The following is a 15,104-nucleotide window of genomic DNA, read 5'->3' as shown; positions in this document are numbered from 1 at the left end:
CGGGTTATCCCTTATGAAGTTCCACCAGTTCCGCGCGCTCGTCGCCATGGCCGATACCGGCAGCATTCGCGCGGCCGCGCGTGCGCTTGGCATCTCTCCGGCGGCGGCAACGAAAGCGGTGCGCGAGCTGGAAGCCGAGCAGCAAATCGCGCTCGTCACGCGCAACGCGAACGGCATCGCCTTCACGGAAGCGGGCCAGGCGCTGCTCGTGCATGCACGGCTCGTCGTGCACCAGATGTCGCGCGCCCAGGACGAACTCGACGCGCGGCGCGGGCGTGGCGTCGGCAAGCTCGCGATCGGTGTGACACCGTGGCTCGCCCTCTCCTTCCTGCCCGACGCCGTCATACTGTTTCGCGAACGCATGCCAGGCATGCAGCTGGAGTTCTACGAAGGCCTGCTCAATATCGTGATGCCGCGGCTGCGCGACGGCTCGCTCGACTTCTCGCTAGGCAAGCCCGGGCCCGCTTCGCTTCATGCAGAATTCACGCAAACGCCGATCTTTGCCACGGAGTCGGCCGTGGTGGTGCGCAAGGACCATCCGCTCTCGCACGCGCAATCGCTGAAGGAACTTCAGGATTGCGAATGGTTGCTCAACTGGGACCCGGCAAGCAAGGAGATGGTCGCCGACGACGTGTTCCTGCGTCACGGCCTGCCGATGCCGAAGAGCATGCACCTGGCGCACTCGTTCGTGGTGGCGATGGGGCTCATCATGAATACGGATATGGTGAGCATCTTCCCGTGGCCGCTGGTGGAGACGCGCTTCGCGCGCGACAACCTGCGCGCGCTCGCGCTCCAGGAGGAAGTGGACCGGACAGTGGTTAGCGTGGTTGCGCGGCGCGGCGTGCCGCTCTCCGCCGCGGCCGAATGCTTTCTGGAATGCCTCAAGGAGGCCATCCATGCGGGCGAGGCTTCGCCGAACCCCGAACGCCGGCGGCTCTTTCACTCGCTCGAACTGCTGATCTGAGTCTTGTTTGGGTTGCTGGTGCTTTCGCGTTCCCTTGTGTTCGTGTCGGTATGCATGCGTTGCCCCTGTGCGGGGCGGCACCTACTTTCTTTGCCGCGGCAAAGAAAGTAGGCAAAGAAAGCCGCTCACACCGCTAGTGCCTGCCACAATTGACCTCTGGCCGTACACGATAGTGGCTCCGGAGCGTCTGTCGCCTCGCACCACCTAGGTTAGTGACAAAGGGCTCATTCATCCCGCTGCCCGCTACGCACGCAGCGGCCGGGTCTGCAAGGGAAACCGGATGGTACGAATGAGCGAGGCGAGAACCCAGGTGCCCCGCTGGTTTTGGGTTATGCCATTCGGCGCGCGTAGCGCCGCCGGAAGGATGAGCGCCTTGTCACCAAGTTCAGTGGTGCGAGGTGACAGACGCTCCGGAGCCACTACCTGGCGCGGCGCGAGGTGAACTGTGGCAGGCGCTGGCGGTGTGAGCGGCTTTCTTTTGCCTACTTTTCTTTGCCGCGGCAAAGAAAAGTAGGTGCCGCCCCGCACAGGGGCAACACTGGCATACCGACGCGAAAGCAAGGAGACGCCAAAGCCCCAGAAACCACGACTCAAGCCTCAAACAGAAATCTAGAACGACGTACCGATCTGGAACTGGAACTTCTGATACTGGTCGCCCGCGTGCTTGACGATCGGGAAGCCCAGATCGAGCTTGAGCGGCCCGATCGGCGAGATCCATTCGAGGCCCGCGCCATAGCTGTAACGCAGACCGTTCGCGCCGGTGCTGCTGCCTTCCGTGCCCCACACGTTGCCGCCGTCCACGAACGTAAACACGCGCAGCGTGCGGTCGTAACCCGTGCCGGGCAGCGGGAACGTCAGTTCGATATTGCCCACCACCATCTTCGAGCCGCCGATCGGATCGTTCGTCGTGGTGTCGCGCGGGCCGAGCGAGCCCGACTCGTAACCGCGCACCGAACCGATACCGCCCGCATAGTAGTTCTTGAAAATCGGATACGGCTTGCCGCCCAGACCGTTGCCGTAGCCGCCCTGGAAGTTCAGCCCCAGCACGAAGCCGCGCGCGAATGAGTAGTAGTACTGCATTTGGGCATCGCCCTTGTAGTACTGCGTTCCCGCCGGCGTGCCATATTCCGCGTTGGCCTGCGCGTAGTAGCCACGGCTCGGCACCAGCGCGCTGTCGCGGTTGTCGCGCGACCAGCCCACGGTGAGCGGAACCGTGTTCGAGACGCGCCCGAAATCGTTCACGTAGTCGATATAGGTCTGCGGCGTGCTGGAATCGACGTCGAGGCGGTCCTGCTCGATACCGAGGCCGAAATACACCATATCGGTCTCAGAGAACGGGATGCCGAACTTCATGTCCGCGCCATACGAGATGATGCGAAAGCTCGTGTCGTTCGTGCTCGAGTAGTAAAGCGGCTCGGTCGTGCGGTAGTAGACATCGGTAATGCGCTTGATGCCGTCCACCGTGAAATACGGATCGACCTGCGTGACCGAGAGCGTGCGATACGTCGTGGCGGTATTCACGTTCAGCGAAAGGCTGTTGCCGGAACCGAATACGTTGTCCTGCGAAATGCCCGCCGAGATGATCGGCCCCTCGCCCGAGCCGTAGCCCAGGCCCAGCGAAAGCGTACCGGTAGGCTTCTCGGTCACTTTCACGTTCACGTCCACTTCGTCCGGCGTGCCTTCCACCGGCACGGTGGTCACGTCCACGTCGGTAAAGTAGCCAAGGCGGTTAATGCGGTCCTTCGAAAGCGCGAGACGGTTCGAATCGAACCATGAGCTTTCGAGCTGGCGCATTTCGCGGCGCACGACTTCGTCGCGCGTGCGTGTATTGCCGGTGACGTTCACGCGGCGCACATACACGCGCCGGCTCGGGTCCACCTGCAGCGTGAGCGCGACCGTGTGGTTCTTCTGGTCGATCTCGGGCAGCGCGTTCACGGTCGCGAATGCGTAGCCGTATTCGCCGAGCTTGTCGACGATCGCCTTGGTCGTGTCCTTGAGCTTTTGTGCCGAGAAACGCTGCCCTGGCTTGACGCCGACGAGCTTCTGCAACTCCGCTTCGCGGTCGAGCAGATTGCCGGCCATCTTGACGCTCGAAATCGTATACGGCTCGCCTTCGTGAATCCCGATCGTCAGATACATGTCCTTCTTGTCGGGCGACAGCGAGACCTGCGTCGAGTCGATGTTGAACTCCAGATAGCCGCGGTCCAGATAGTACGAGCGCACGTTGTCGAGGTCGCCCGTGAGCTTTTCCTTCGAGTACAAATCGTTCTTCGTGTACCACGAGAACCAGTTCGGCGTGGAAAGCTGCATTTCATCGAGCAGCGTGCCGCCGCTGAACGTGTTGTTGCCGATGAAGTTGATCTGGCGGATCTTCGCGCTCGGCCCTTCGACCACGGAGAACAGCAGGCCCACGCGATTGCGGTCGATCGGCGTGACCGTGGTCGTGACCTCCGCCGCGTAGTAGCCGCGCGTGAGGTACTGGCGCTTGAGTTCCTGCTCCGCCTTGTCGACTAGCGCTTTATCGTAGCTCTGGCCCGGCGATAGCCCGACCGACTTGAGCGCCTTCGTCAAGTTATCCTTATCGAATTCCTTGATGCCCGCGAAGTCGATCGTGCCGATAGCGGGACGCTCCTGCACCTGCACGATCACCGTGCTGCCCTGCGTGGAAATGCGCACGTCGCTGAAGAGGCTCGTCGCGTAGAGCGCGCGAATGGCGTCGGAGGCCTTGTCGTCCGTGAAGGTCTCGCCCTGCTTGATCGGCAGATAGGCGAATACGGTGCCCGGTTCGATGCGCGTGAGCCCGTCGATGCGGATGTCCTGGACCACGAAGGGCTCGGTGGCGTGTGCCACAGCAGTCACGCCGATGCCGAAGCCGGCGAGAGTCAGTGCGCGTGCATAGCGCGCCGTGGTAGTTGATGCCGTCATGCGGGAGGTCGAATGTGAAGCAACGAAAGAGCCGTGAAAGTGCCGAATGCTCCATTACCGGCGCGAGATGCGCGCGGCTGGCATCCACGGATGCGGGGTGTACAACGGATGCGGCAAGAGAGGCCGGCGCGCGACGCCTATTGCATGCTCGCACCGCCAGGCAGGCGCATCTTCGCGAGCCCCGTCGCGAGCGAGAGCACCTCGGTCATGTGCACGGCTTGCGCGGGGTGTAGACGGAACGACAATTCGGCGCCCCCAGGCAAGCGAAAGCTCACCACGAGATGCTGCACGTCGCCCGACTCGCGACCGACCTCCCAAGCCTCGCAAGGCATGGTGAACTTCACGCTCGCCGTTTTGTGGCGAATGCGCTCGGAGCGGCCAATCGCGTTGGAAAGCGCGGCGAGCAGTTCATGCATCACCGAGCAATGCAGCGCGACGCTGTCCGGCTGATTGCCGTTCACCATCAAGTACTGGCCGTCCGCAGTCAGCTCGAAATCGCGCAGGGAATGAATGGCAAGAGCCGGGGACGAGGGCATGGGCGACGCTCCGTTACAAAAGCATCGGCGGAGTCTAGTGCGTTGGGCGCGGTACGCGCGTTACCCCATCGTTACAGGGATTACTTTCATCAATATTGCGTAGGGGCTCATTCCGGTCGTTTCGCACGCACCCATTTCCGAGCCAGGCCAATACCCTGCGTGCACGCAGCGGCTTTCAATCTGCTCTCGGCTGCACGACACCACGGTTATCTTGAAAAATTTTTGGTAACCGTATCGATTACGCTTGCTTTCTATCTGCAAACAGGTGCTTTAACACGTGCAGCGTGGCGGGCATCGTGGCGAACGCATGCTGTTACTTATCAAAAAAATCTTGAAACTCCGCGAAGCTCACCTGCACCGCGAGTGCCTGTAAGGGAAAGCAAGGCAACACATCAGCAAATGCGCTGACTCGCTCGACACGCGCGAGCAGCATCGCGGCCGCGTCGCGCCGCACACCGCCGTGACGGTCGAGAAATTGGCCCCAAAGCGAAAGCGCGCGCAGACGGGACACGGGTTGCGCGCTCGCGACGTAGGCCGCGGGAAAGAGCCGCCGGTAGGCGGGCACGTTGTAGAGCCAGGAAGTGCCGCGAACGAGCACGTCGCTCGACGCGCAGCCGCTTTCCTGGAGGTTGCCGCGCAAGTGTTCACGCAGGTGTTCAATCAACGCCCGCAACTCAAGGTGCCGTGCGGCGAGTTGCCGGGAATCGAGCGGCGACATGCCGCTATCGGTTTGGGCGTTGAAGTGCAGGCGCACTCCGCCATGCGGTTCACGCGCGTAAGAAAAGCAGCCAACCGTCGCGACGACCGCAGGCGCCGCCTGATGCGTCGGGCAGCGCTGCACATAGCGCCACGTCCACTCGCATTGCTCTGTAACGCTTGCGCGCTCATCGAGGCCACGCACGTAGGCTGCCCAGAGCGGATGCGTGCAATCGAACGCCCGCCCTGCGCCGAAGCGCACATAGAGGTTCGTGCAGTCGAGCAATGCCGCCGCGAGCGGTCTGTCCGCGAGCCGCGCCGCCGTGCGCGCGAAGCGCACCTGGAGGTCGTAAAACGCGCGTTCGGGTCTCACCGGGCCTCGTCTCCTTCGTCCACGATACAATGCGGCTGCGTCCGATCCGTCCCTCGCTGCCCCTATCCGACATGCAGAATTCTACCCGGGCCTTCCTGCTAGGCCCGTTGCTCAAAGGCGTTTCCCGTTCGTTCTACCTCACGATGCGCGTGCTGCCCGCCGGCATGCGCGACCCCGTGGGCGAAGCCTATCTGCTCGCGCGCGCCGCCGACACCATTGCCGACACCGCGCTGATTCCGCCCGAGCGGCGGCTCGCCCTGCTGCTCGCGCTGCGCGAGCGCGTGAACGGCGCGGCGAACGATGACACCCTGCTCGCCGATCTCGCAGGCGAGGTTGCGGGTCAGCAAGCGCAATCGGACGAGAAGCTGCTGCTCGAATCGCTGGGCGGTGCGCTCGATGTGCTCGCGCAGCTCGACGACGCCGATCGCCGGGCCGTGTGCGAGATCGTCACGACGCTCACCGAAGGCATGGAATTCGATCTACGCACGTTCCCCGACGAGCGCTCGGGTCTGGTGGCCGCGCTGAACACGTGGGACGAACTCGACCGCTATACGTATCTCGTGGCGGGCTGCGTGGGCGAGTTCTGGACGAAGATGACGTACATGCACTTGCCGGGCACCCTCGCGCCCTCGCTGGAACAAACCATGTACGCGCGGGGCATTCGCTTCGGCAAGGCCTTGCAGATGGTGAACGTGCTGCGCGACTGCGGCAAGGATCTGCGCATCGGCCGCTGTTATCTGCCCGCTTCGATGCTGGCCCAGGCCGGGCTCACCGCGCAGGACCTGCTCAAGCCCGGCGCCTCGGCGCGCGCGCGGCCGATCATGCTCGAACTCGTGCGCATCACGCTCGATCATTTCCGCGCGGCCATCGACTATACGTTCGCGTTGCCGCGCCTTTCGATGCGCCTGCGGCTCGCGTGCCTGTGGCCCATTCTCATCGGGCTCGAAACGCTCGAGCATCTCGTCGACAACGACGACTGGCTCGATCCGGCGAAGACCTCGAAGGTCACGCGCAACGACGTCTATCGCATTCTCGCCTGTTCCACCGCGCTCGCGTCTTCGAATACGCTGCTCGACGTCTGGTTCAAGCGGCTCTTTGCGCGTGTCGAGGCTCGTATCAAAGGCTGAAAATACGGCCGCAAAAAAAAAGCGCGCTTCGCAGCGCGCCTTGCGCGACTCGAAACTACGTGACTCACCCTTTCTGAGCGCGATACAGCTTGATGATCGCCGAGAAGTCGAGCTTGCCGTCGCCGTGGCTGCTCATGGCCTGATAGAGCTGCTGCGCGAGCGCGCCCATGTATGCGGGCTGATGCACGCCTATTGCGGCGTCGGTGGCAAGGCCCAGGTCCTTGAGCATGAGATCCGTCCCGAACCCCCCCGTGTAGCCGCGCGAGGAAGGCGCCGTCTCGATCACGCCCGGGTACGGGTTGTACGTGTCCGAACTCCAGCAGCGGCCCGTCGACGTGTTCATGATGCCGCCCAGCACTTTCGGGTCGATGCCGAGCGCCTCGCCAAGCGCCATCGCTTCGGCCACGCCGGCCATCGTGATGCCGAGCACGAGGTTGTTGCAGATCTTCGCCACCTGTCCCGTGCCGGTCTCGCCGCAATGGACGATGTTCTTGCCCATGCCCGAGAGCACCGGCTTCACGCTCTCGTAGATCTCGGCGCTGCCGCCCACCATGAAGGTGAGCGTGCCCGCGGCCGCGCCGCCCGTGCCGCCCGAGACGGGAGCATCGACAAACGCGTTCCCCTGCGCGGCGGCGAGCTTCGCGAACTCCTTGACGCTCGCCGGATCGATCGTGCTCGAATCGATGATCGTCACGCCCTTCGCGATGCCCGCCAGCACGCCATCTTCTGCCGTAAGCGCGCTGCGCACGTGCGCCGCCGCGGGCAACATCGTGATGACGCACTCCGCACCGCTTGCCGCCGCCTTCGCCGATGCGGCCTTCTGCGCGCCGGCCTCGGCGAGCGTTTGCATCGCGCTCGCGCTCAGGTCGAACACCGTCACCGCGTGCCCCGCCTTGAGCAGGTTGAGCGCCATTGGCGCGCCCATGTGGCCCAGCCCGACAAATCCAATTTTCATGAGCCTGTCTCCGTTATTGTTCAGTACTCCATGTTTATATCGGGCGGCGTATCAGCGCAGGCTGATCGTCGTGTTCACGCCGTCGCTCACGGTCGCGTCGTCGAACCAGCGCGCGGTGACCGTCTTGGTCTGCGTGTAGAACTGCACGACTTGCTTGCCATACGGGCCCAGGTCGCCGAGCTTCGAACCGCGCGAGCCCGTGAAGCTGAAATACGGCACCGGTACCGGAATCGGAATGTTGATGCCCACCTGGCCAATGTCGATCTCGCTCTGGAACTTGCGCGCCGCCGCGCCGCTTTGCGTGAAAAGGCCCACGCCGTTGCCGAACGGATTCGCGTTGACGATGTCGATCGCTTCGTCGAGCGTCTTCGCCGTGAGCACCACGAGCACGGGCCCGAAAATCTCGTTCGTGTAGATGTCCATATCGGTCTTCACGTCCGTGAACACCGTGGGCCCGATGAAGTTGCCGCTCTCGTAGCTCGGCACCTTCACCTCGCGGCCGTCCAGTGCGAGCGTCGCGCCCTGCTTCACGCCCGAGTCGATCAGGCCGAGAATGCGCGTTTTCGCGGCGCGCGACACGACCGGGCCGACGTCCGTCTTAGCCTCATGGCCCGCATTGACCTTGAGCGTCTTCGCCTTTTCGACCAGCTCGTCTACCCATTCCTGCGCCGCGCCCACGAACACGGCCACCGAGGTCGCCATGCAACGCTGGCCCGCCGCGCCGAACGCCGCGCCGACCAGCGCATTGAGCGCCTGCTCGCGATTCGCATCGGGCAGCACGACCGCGTGGTTCTTCGCGCCCATCATCGACTGCACGCGCTTGCCGTGTTCGCTGCCCAGCCGGTAGACGTGCGTACCCACGGCCGTCGAGCCGACGAACGAAATCGCCTTCACGAGTTCGTGCGTGCAGATCGCATCGACGACTTCCTTGCCGCCGTGCACGACGTTGAGCACGCCCTTCGGAATGCCCGCTTCGATTGCAAGTTCGACGAGCTGCATGGTCGAAAGCGGGTCCTGCTCCGAGGGCTTGAGCACGAACGTATTGCCGCAAACGATCGCCATCGGGAACATCCACAACGGGATCATCGCGGGGAAGTTGAACGGCGTGATGCCGGCGCATACGCCTAGCGGCTGCTGCAGCGTGTAGGTGTCCACACCGCCCGCCACGTTCTCGGCGAAACCGCCTTGTTGCAGCGTGCCGATCGAGCAGGCGTGCTCGACCACTTCCAGGCCGCGGAAAATATCGCCCTCGGCGTCGGGCAGCGTCTTGCCCTGTTCGGCTGTGAGCGTCTTCGCGATGCGCGGCATGTGCTCGCGAATCAACGCCTGCAATTTGAGCATGATGCGCAAACGCGCGCCGACCGGCGTGTTCTTCCACGTGGCGAACGCGGTGTGCGCGGCCTTCACAGCCTGGTCCACTTCCTCGACGGTCGCGAACGGCACGCGGGCCAGCACTTCCTGCGTGGCCGGATTGACGATATCGCGCCATTCCTTCGTTTTCGATTCGACGAACTCGCCGTCGATGAGCAGCTTGACGGTCGAAACATGTGCGTTGGATGCCTGGGTCACTGCGTTCATCGTGAACTCTCCCTGATGGATTCGAACGGGCCGGCCGTGGCCGGATATGGCGGAATGTGCTCGGTCAGCGAAATCTTCAATCGCAGCACGCGCGCGAGGACCATTTGCGAACGCGCGCAGTCATGCCGAACGTACTGGGAATGGTTCCGGGCGGAGAAACGGAGAGTCCTGCTGAACACGGGCACACCTGCGGCGCCCGCGCGGGGAACGACTGCATTTGCATCGTCTGTCTCCATCCTTGTTGTCGTGCGACCGCGTCTGTTTCAGTCGCTTTGCTGTACGAGTATAGTTATTCGAATATCCACGGCATAGAGATGAAAAAGCCCATCCGATATGCAAAAAAACACAACGAGCAGCATGGAGACATTGAACTGGGACGATCTGCGCTACTTCCTGGAAGTCGCGCGCACGCAGCGCGCGAGCGGCGCCGCGAAGCGTCTGGGCGTTGATCACACCACGGTCGCGCGCCGGGTGCGGGAGCTGGAGGCGGCGCTAGGCACCGTCCTGTTCGACAAATCGCGCTCGGGCGGCTTCGTGCTGACGGCCGAAGGCCAGCGCCTGCTGGCCTACGCGGATGCCGTGGAAACCACGGTGCAATCGGCCAGCGAGCAGTTCGCGATTGGCGCGCAGTCGCTTTCGGGCCATGTTCGCGTGGGCTCGACGGAGGGTTTCGGTTGCTTCTTTCTTGCGCCGCAACTGGCGCGCTTCACGGGCCAGCATCCCGACATGTCGATCGACCTGTTGCCGGTGCCGCATTTCGTGAGCCTTTCAAAGCGTGAGGCCGACCTCGCGATCATGCTGGAGCGCCCCGAGCGCGGACAGTATGTGTACACGAAGCTGTGCGATTACCGGTTGCGCCTGTACGGCACGCCCGCCTATCTCGAGCGCTACCCGCGCATTCGCACAGCGGCAGACCTGCGCAATCACGCCTTCATCAGCTATGTCGCCGATCTGGCGTTCAGCCACGAGTTGCTCTACCTCGAACGTACAGCGCCTAATGTGAGTGCAAACCTGTGCAGCACCAGCGTGATCGCGCAATACCATGCTGCGCTGCAGGGCAGCGCGCTTGCCATCCTGCCTTGCTTCATGGCCGAGCCTGACCCGCGCCTCGTGTCGATCCTCCCTGACGAAGTCATGGTGACGCGGCGCTTCTGGCTGTGCAGCCGCGAGGATCTGCGCAAGCTGCGGCGCATCACGTCGCTCTGGGATTACCTGCGCGCGGCCGCCGACGCCAATCGCCCTCTGCTCATGGGCGAATCGCCGGAAATGCATTACGTCGAGGCCTGAGCGCTGCTCACGCTACAGCCTCGACAAGCAATAAAAAAGCCGCACATGCAGTCCACGAATGGGACTGCATGTGCGGCCTTCAGGAAGAATCTGGAAGCACCCGCTCCGGCGTCGCCGCCCGCACCTCGAAGGGCGATCGGCGCGCGCCGGCTAGCCGATGCTCAGGTCCCAACCGGGCGGATCGTCAGCGCGTTGCGCACCGACGTCACACCTTCCACGCCCTTGGCGACATCGCTAGCGCGCTGGACCTGCGACTGCTCGGGCACAGTGCCTTGCAGGATAACGGCGCCGTCTTTCGCACGCACGGTGATGTTGGAGACGCTGATGTTTCTGTCTCGCGCGAGGGCCGCACGGACCTTACGGCCGAGCGCACGGTTCGCTGCGCGTGCTTGACGCAGTGCTGCCTTCGATTGATTGACGTTGTGCTGGGCAGAGGCCGTCGGGCCGCTGGTGGGGGTTTCTGCTGCGGCAGGGGCCGAAGCGTCCTGCGCATAGACCTGGAACGAGGCCGCCACGAGCGCCGTGGCTGCGGCCAGCTTGAACATCTGAATAGCCTTCATGCAGTTTCTCCTGTTGTCAGTCTTATTGCAGGCCCAGGAATGGGCCGTTAACTACACCTTTGACTACAAAAACATTCGCGCGCCGGACGGCGATGGGAAGTAACAATACCGCAACTATTTCATTCTTGACACGAAACGTGCCCAATCTGTGATTCCACGCCACACTTCCTGCCGCTTTCCACAGACGAATACGTTGATTGTCCAAATAGTGAAGCCGCTACTCAACAATGCAATTGAAATGGCTTCATCAGCCCGCTTCATATCCCTTTAGGCCCGCTTCACGGCCCATTCGCCGCCGCTTCATTGCCGCATTCAAACGCCGGTGTGTAATGCCTTCAGCCATGATCCGCCTTGGTGCATGCGATATGAATAAGATCGCTAATCGCATATTCCAGAGCGGGATTGAGCGGCTTTAATCAAAGAGCAACGCACATCACACAAGCGGCGTTGACAATACGCACAGCGGTTAACCCGAATACCCATTGCGCAATACGAGAGGCCGGCCTGCATCAATTGGCCAATTGCGCCTTTATCCACCGATAGAACTGCTGGATCGCCGCCTCGCGCGGATGCCCTTCGCGCCACGTGAAGTAATAGTCGAGTGAGGCCGGAATGCGGACCTGTCCTAACTGCACCAGTTCGCCACGCTCGATGAAGCCGCGCGCGAGTTGCAGGCGCGCCGTGGCCGCCCCTTGCCCGGCCACCGTGGCCTGCAGCAGCAGGCCAGCGTCGTCGAACACCGGTCCGCGCTCCGGTTCGTCGCCGGCCACGCCCGCGGCCTCGAAGAAGTCGCGCCACGAGCGGCGCGAAAAACGCAGGAGCGGCATGCTCGCGAGATCTTCGATGCGAAAGTCGGGATGGCGCGCGAGCAAGGCCGGGCTGCATACCGCAACGACCTGGTCGTCCAGCAACTTGCGGATCTGGAAGCCGGGTTCGTCCACCCGCCGATGCCAGATGCCGATGTCGAAGGGATAGGGGTCGGGCGGTGTGACATCGGCATGCATGCGCAGCGAGAGGTCAACCATGGGATAGCGGTCGTAGAAGTCGCCCAGGCGCGGAATCAACCAGACGGAGGCGAAGTCGGACATCACGCTCAGCTCGAGGCGCGTGACGCCGCTCACGCCGGGGCGCGTGGCGTCGAGCGCGTCGCGCAGATCGTCGAGACTGCGGCGCACGCGATCGGCCAGCTGCGCGCCCGCCGCCGTGGGGATCATGCGGCTGCCCGCGCGGCGGAACAGCTCGACGCCCAGTTCCGTTTCGAGCGCGCGCAGGTGATGACTCACGGCGCTGTGCGTCAAATGTAATTCTTCCGCGGCGCGGCTGAAACTGCGCCGCCGCGCAGCGGCTTCGAGGGCGCGCAGCGCCTGCAAAGGTGGGAGAGATCGGGCCATGACGTCAAATTTTACTCACAATGCCGTCTGAAATCTCTCGCTGGCCTCGCGCACCTCAATCGCCAATAATCGACAACCAGGCATTCAATCCGCTTTCGCCCCCAAACATGACCTCACTCAGACTGCGCGTATTCGCCGTATTCGCGCTCGGCTATTTCATTTCGTACCTGTTTCGCGGCGTCAATCTCGGCTTCGCGCCGTTTCTTTCGCGTGAATTGGGCTTCACGGCGACCGATCTCGGCACGCTCACGAGCCTCTATTTCCTCGGCTTCGCCGGCGCGCAGATCCCCGGCGGCGTGCTGCTCGACCATTACGGCCCGCGCCGCGTCACCGCGTGCGTCATGCTCGTGGCCGCGGCGGGCGCGTTGATCTTCGGCGTCTCGCATAACATGGCCGCGATGATGGTGGGCCGACTGCTGATCGGCGTAGGCGTGTCGGTTTGCCTGGGCGGCGCGTTCAAGGCCACGGCGCAGCACTTCCCCGTCGCGCAACTCACGCTCGTGAACGGCCTCGTCATGGCCGTCGGGGGCCTCGGTGGCGTGGCCGTGGGCGCCCCGCTCTCGTGGCTGCTCTCGATCGCGCCTTGGCGCGCGGTGAGCCTCGGGCTCGCGGCACTCACGGTGTTCGTGGCCGCCATCATCTGGCTGGGCGGCCCGCGCACGCGCGACACCCACCATCAGGCAAGCGTGCTCGAACAGTTCAAGGGCACCGCGCACATCCTGCGCAGCCATGCGTTCTGGAAGACCGCGACGTTCTCGTCGCTGACCCAGGCCGTGTTCTATGCCATGCAGTCGCTGTGGGTCGGCGCGTTCCTGCGCGACGTCGTGCCGGCCGGCACTGCCGATGTCGGCGCGCGTGCGGCCTCACTCGTTTCCGTGCTGGGCGGCGCGTTCATTGTCGGCAATATCGGCTTTGGCGCGCTCGCACGCAGCTTCGAGCGCCGCGGCGTGAGCGTTCAGCTCTTTTCCGGCGTCACGATGCTCATTTTCGTGCTCGTGCAAGCCTTGCTCGCAGCGCGCGTGCCGCTGCCCGCATCCTTGCTTTGGGCCGCGTACGGCGCGTTCGGCGGCACCGGCATCCTCACTTACGCGGTGCTCGCCGAATATTTCCCGCCGCGCCTGATTGGCCGTGTGAACACCACGTTCACGCTCGTCATCTTCATCGGCATCTTCTTTCTGCAGATCGCGATCGGCGCCGCGCTCGCGCACTGGCCGGCCCTCGACGGCCACTACCCTGCGCTCGCGCATCAGACCGTGTGGGCGGTCCTCGTCGTGCTGCAAGTGCTCTGCGCGGTGTGGTACTTCATGCCGTCGCGGCACGCTGCCGCCACGCGCACCGCAGTCGAAACGTAATAAGGCGCGCTTTTGCGCAAAGCCGCATCACGCGCTGTGCACCGTGCGGCTTTGCGCTTCTGCTCACATCGATAGCACGATTTCTTCCTTCGGCACGAGCGGCGCTCCACTATCATGAAGGCGCCCTGCCGTTCACCTTCCCCATAACACGCAGCGCTTTTGTCGAGAAATGCAAATCTCGAATCATTGGTTGTCCTGATCGGCACACCCGGAAAAGAATGACCCAACGGCAATGACAGCGACGCAAGCTCGCCAGTCGGCGCACCCCGTTTCGTCACCCAAATCCGACCTGCCCATGCGTTCACATCGCGTTCTGCAGTACCTGCTTTGCGCAGCGCTCTCGTTCATCTCCCTGCATGCCGCGGCCGGTGAGCCCACCGTGATCCGTATCGGCGTCGCGCAGCAAGGCGCGGGCGATCCGCCCACCTTCGGCGGTTCGACTGCTGCCACGGTGCGCGGCCAGCAGCTGCTCGAAAAGGAGTTCGCCGCCGACGGCATCAAGGTCGAGTGGCTCTTTTTCAAGGGCGCGGGCCCGGCTGTGAACGAGGCCATTGCCAACAATGCACTCGACTTCGCGTATCAAGGCGACTTGCCCTCGGTCCTCGCGCGCGCCAACGGTCTCAAGACCCGCATCCTGCTCGAATCGGGCGTGCGTTCCGGCGTGAAGGTGGGCGTGCCAGCCGATTCGGACATCAAATCGATCAAGGACCTCAAAGACCGGCGGGTCGCCATTTTTCGCGGCACGAATCTGCAGCTCGTGGCCGACAACGCACTCGCCGAGAACCAGCTCGACGAACACGCGCTGCACGTGATCAACCTCGATACCGCAAGCTCGCTCGCGGCGCTCGCATCGAAAGGCATCGACGCCTCGGTGAGCGACTACACCCTTTACCGGCTGCGCGATCAGGGGCTTGCCCGCATCGTCTACGAATCGCAGCATGATGGGCCGCAGTTGACGCGCCAGGCGCATCTGCTCGTGCTCGACGACTTCGAGAAGGCGCACCCCGATATCGTGCAGCGCGTAGTCAACGTCTTCGTGCAAGCGGCGCAATGGTCCTCCGACGAAGCCAACCGCGACGCGCTCTTCAAGCTCTGGGCAAAGAGCGGCGTGAGCTACGCGTCCTGGCAAGCCGAATTCGGCGAGCAGCCTCTGAAGTACCGCAATTCGCCGCTGATCGATCCGTTCATCGTGGCGCGCTACAAGGCCGTTGCGCAGGACGCGCTGCGCCTCAAGCTGATTCGCCAGCCCGTAGACGTCGATTCGTGGTTCGAGCCGCGCTATCTCGACAACGCGCTGCGCACGCAAAAGCTCGAACACTACTGGACCCGCTACGACGCCGCCGGCAAGCCGCTTGGCTAA

The 15,104-nt window shown here is 63.4% G+C and carries 12 protein-coding genes; 5 read left to right on the top strand and 7 right to left on the bottom strand.

Translation table 11 applies throughout. From position 1 onward, the window contains the following. Window positions 1-13 precede the first annotated feature (13 nt). A complete protein-coding gene (locus JMY28_RS10140; RefSeq protein ID WP_201695767.1) occupies window positions 14-964 on the top strand; it encodes a LysR substrate-binding domain-containing protein in 951 nt (316 codons plus the stop codon). Window positions 965-1,573: 609 nt separating this feature from the next. Here JMY28_RS10140 and bamA read toward each other — a convergent pair. From bamA to JMY28_RS10125, 3 genes are all read right to left on the bottom strand, one after another. Further along, window positions 1,574-3,889: an outer membrane protein assembly factor BamA gene (gene bamA / locus JMY28_RS10135; RefSeq protein ID WP_201695766.1), complete on the bottom strand. Its 2,316-nt coding sequence runs from the start codon at window positions 3,887-3,889 to the stop codon at window positions 1,574-1,576. Window positions 3,890-4,026: 137 nt separating this feature from the next. After that, window positions 4,027-4,425, bottom strand: coding sequence for a hypothetical protein (locus JMY28_RS10130; RefSeq protein ID WP_201695765.1), 399 nt, complete (start codon window positions 4,423-4,425; stop codon window positions 4,027-4,029). Window positions 4,426-4,738: 313 nt separating this feature from the next. Continuing rightward, window positions 4,739-5,494 (bottom strand): hypothetical protein, encoded by a 756-nt coding sequence (locus JMY28_RS10125; protein ID WP_201695764.1) that lies wholly within the window; start codon window positions 5,492-5,494, stop codon window positions 4,739-4,741. Window positions 5,495-5,565: 71 nt separating this feature from the next. Here JMY28_RS10125 and JMY28_RS10120 point away from each other — a divergent pair, with 71 nt between their 5' ends. Beyond that, on the top strand, window positions 5,566-6,621 hold the full coding sequence (locus tag JMY28_RS10120; protein ID WP_201695763.1) for a phytoene/squalene synthase family protein: 1,056 nt from the start codon (window positions 5,566-5,568) through the stop codon (window positions 6,619-6,621). A gap of 64 nt (window positions 6,622-6,685) precedes the next feature. Here the strand turns inward: JMY28_RS10120 and mmsB are convergent, their stop codons facing one another. Further along, window positions 6,686-7,576: a 3-hydroxyisobutyrate dehydrogenase gene (gene mmsB / locus JMY28_RS10115; protein ID WP_201695762.1), complete on the bottom strand. Its 891-nt coding sequence runs from the start codon at window positions 7,574-7,576 to the stop codon at window positions 6,686-6,688. 51 nt (window positions 7,577-7,627) lie between these two features. Then, window positions 7,628-9,154 carry a CoA-acylating methylmalonate-semialdehyde dehydrogenase gene (locus JMY28_RS10110; protein ID WP_201695761.1) on the bottom strand — a complete coding sequence of 509 codons (1,527 nt, stop codon included), beginning with the start codon at window positions 9,152-9,154 and terminating at the stop codon, window positions 7,628-7,630. A 333-nt stretch (window positions 9,155-9,487) separates the two neighbouring features. Here JMY28_RS10110 and JMY28_RS10105 point away from each other — a divergent pair, with 333 nt between their 5' ends. After that, window positions 9,488-10,441 carry a LysR family transcriptional regulator gene (locus JMY28_RS10105; protein ID WP_201695760.1) on the top strand — a complete coding sequence of 318 codons (954 nt, stop codon included), beginning with the start codon at window positions 9,488-9,490 and terminating at the stop codon, window positions 10,439-10,441. Window positions 10,442-10,602: 161 nt separating this feature from the next. Here the strand turns inward: JMY28_RS10105 and JMY28_RS10100 are convergent, their stop codons facing one another. Both JMY28_RS10100 and JMY28_RS10095 read right to left on the bottom strand, forming a co-directional pair. Then, window positions 10,603-11,001 carry a BON domain-containing protein gene (locus JMY28_RS10100; protein WP_201695759.1) on the bottom strand — a complete coding sequence of 133 codons (399 nt, stop codon included), beginning with the start codon at window positions 10,999-11,001 and terminating at the stop codon, window positions 10,603-10,605. Between the two features lie 509 nt (window positions 11,002-11,510). Continuing rightward, window positions 11,511-12,392, bottom strand: a complete 882-nt coding sequence (locus tag JMY28_RS10095; RefSeq protein ID WP_201695758.1) for a LysR substrate-binding domain-containing protein — start codon at window positions 12,390-12,392, stop codon at window positions 11,511-11,513. A gap of 107 nt (window positions 12,393-12,499) precedes the next feature. Here JMY28_RS10095 and JMY28_RS10090 point away from each other — a divergent pair, with 107 nt between their 5' ends. After that, window positions 12,500-13,744 (top strand): MFS transporter, encoded by a 1,245-nt coding sequence (locus JMY28_RS10090; RefSeq protein ID WP_201695757.1) that lies wholly within the window; start codon window positions 12,500-12,502, stop codon window positions 13,742-13,744. 295 nt (window positions 13,745-14,039) lie between these two features. Beyond that, window positions 14,040-15,104 carry an ABC transporter substrate-binding protein gene (locus JMY28_RS10085; protein WP_201695756.1) on the top strand — a complete coding sequence of 355 codons (1,065 nt, stop codon included), beginning with the start codon at window positions 14,040-14,042 and terminating at the stop codon, window positions 15,102-15,104.

This window comes from Paraburkholderia hiiakae, assembly GCF_904848665.1.
GTDB classification, from domain to species: domain Bacteria; phylum Pseudomonadota; class Gammaproteobacteria; order Burkholderiales; family Burkholderiaceae; genus Paraburkholderia; species Paraburkholderia hiiakae.
Note: the sequence above shows the minus strand (reverse complement) of the source record. Positions and strands in the feature narration are given on the sequence as shown.

Bases quoted from the DNA above. Each gene is read 5' to 3' on its own strand.
- JMY28_RS10140 (WP_201695767.1), top strand. From the start codon at position 14: ATGAAGTTCCACCAGTTCCGCGCGCTCGTCGCCATGGCCGATACCGGC.
- bamA (WP_201695766.1), bottom strand. From the start codon at position 3,889: ATGACGGCATCAACTACCACGGCGCGCTATGCACGCGCACTGACTCTC.
- JMY28_RS10130 (WP_201695765.1), bottom strand. From the start codon at position 4,425: ATGCCCTCGTCCCCGGCTCTTGCCATTCATTCCCTGCGCGATTTCGAG.
- JMY28_RS10120 (WP_201695763.1), top strand. From the start codon at position 5,566: ATGCAGAATTCTACCCGGGCCTTCCTGCTAGGCCCGTTGCTCAAAGGC.
- mmsB (WP_201695762.1), bottom strand. From the start codon at position 7,576: ATGAAAATTGGATTTGTCGGGCTGGGCCACATGGGCGCGCCAATGGCG.
- JMY28_RS10110 (WP_201695761.1), bottom strand. From the start codon at position 9,154: ATGAACGCAGTGACCCAGGCATCCAACGCACATGTTTCGACCGTCAAG.
- JMY28_RS10105 (WP_201695760.1), top strand. From the start codon at position 9,488: ATGCAAAAAAACACAACGAGCAGCATGGAGACATTGAACTGGGACGAT.
- JMY28_RS10100 (WP_201695759.1), bottom strand. From the start codon at position 11,001: ATGAAGGCTATTCAGATGTTCAAGCTGGCCGCAGCCACGGCGCTCGTG.
- JMY28_RS10095 (WP_201695758.1), bottom strand. From the start codon at position 12,392: ATGGCCCGATCTCTCCCACCTTTGCAGGCGCTGCGCGCCCTCGAAGCC.
- JMY28_RS10090 (WP_201695757.1), top strand. From the start codon at position 12,500: ATGACCTCACTCAGACTGCGCGTATTCGCCGTATTCGCGCTCGGCTAT.
- JMY28_RS10085 (WP_201695756.1), top strand. From the start codon at position 14,040: ATGCGTTCACATCGCGTTCTGCAGTACCTGCTTTGCGCAGCGCTCTCG.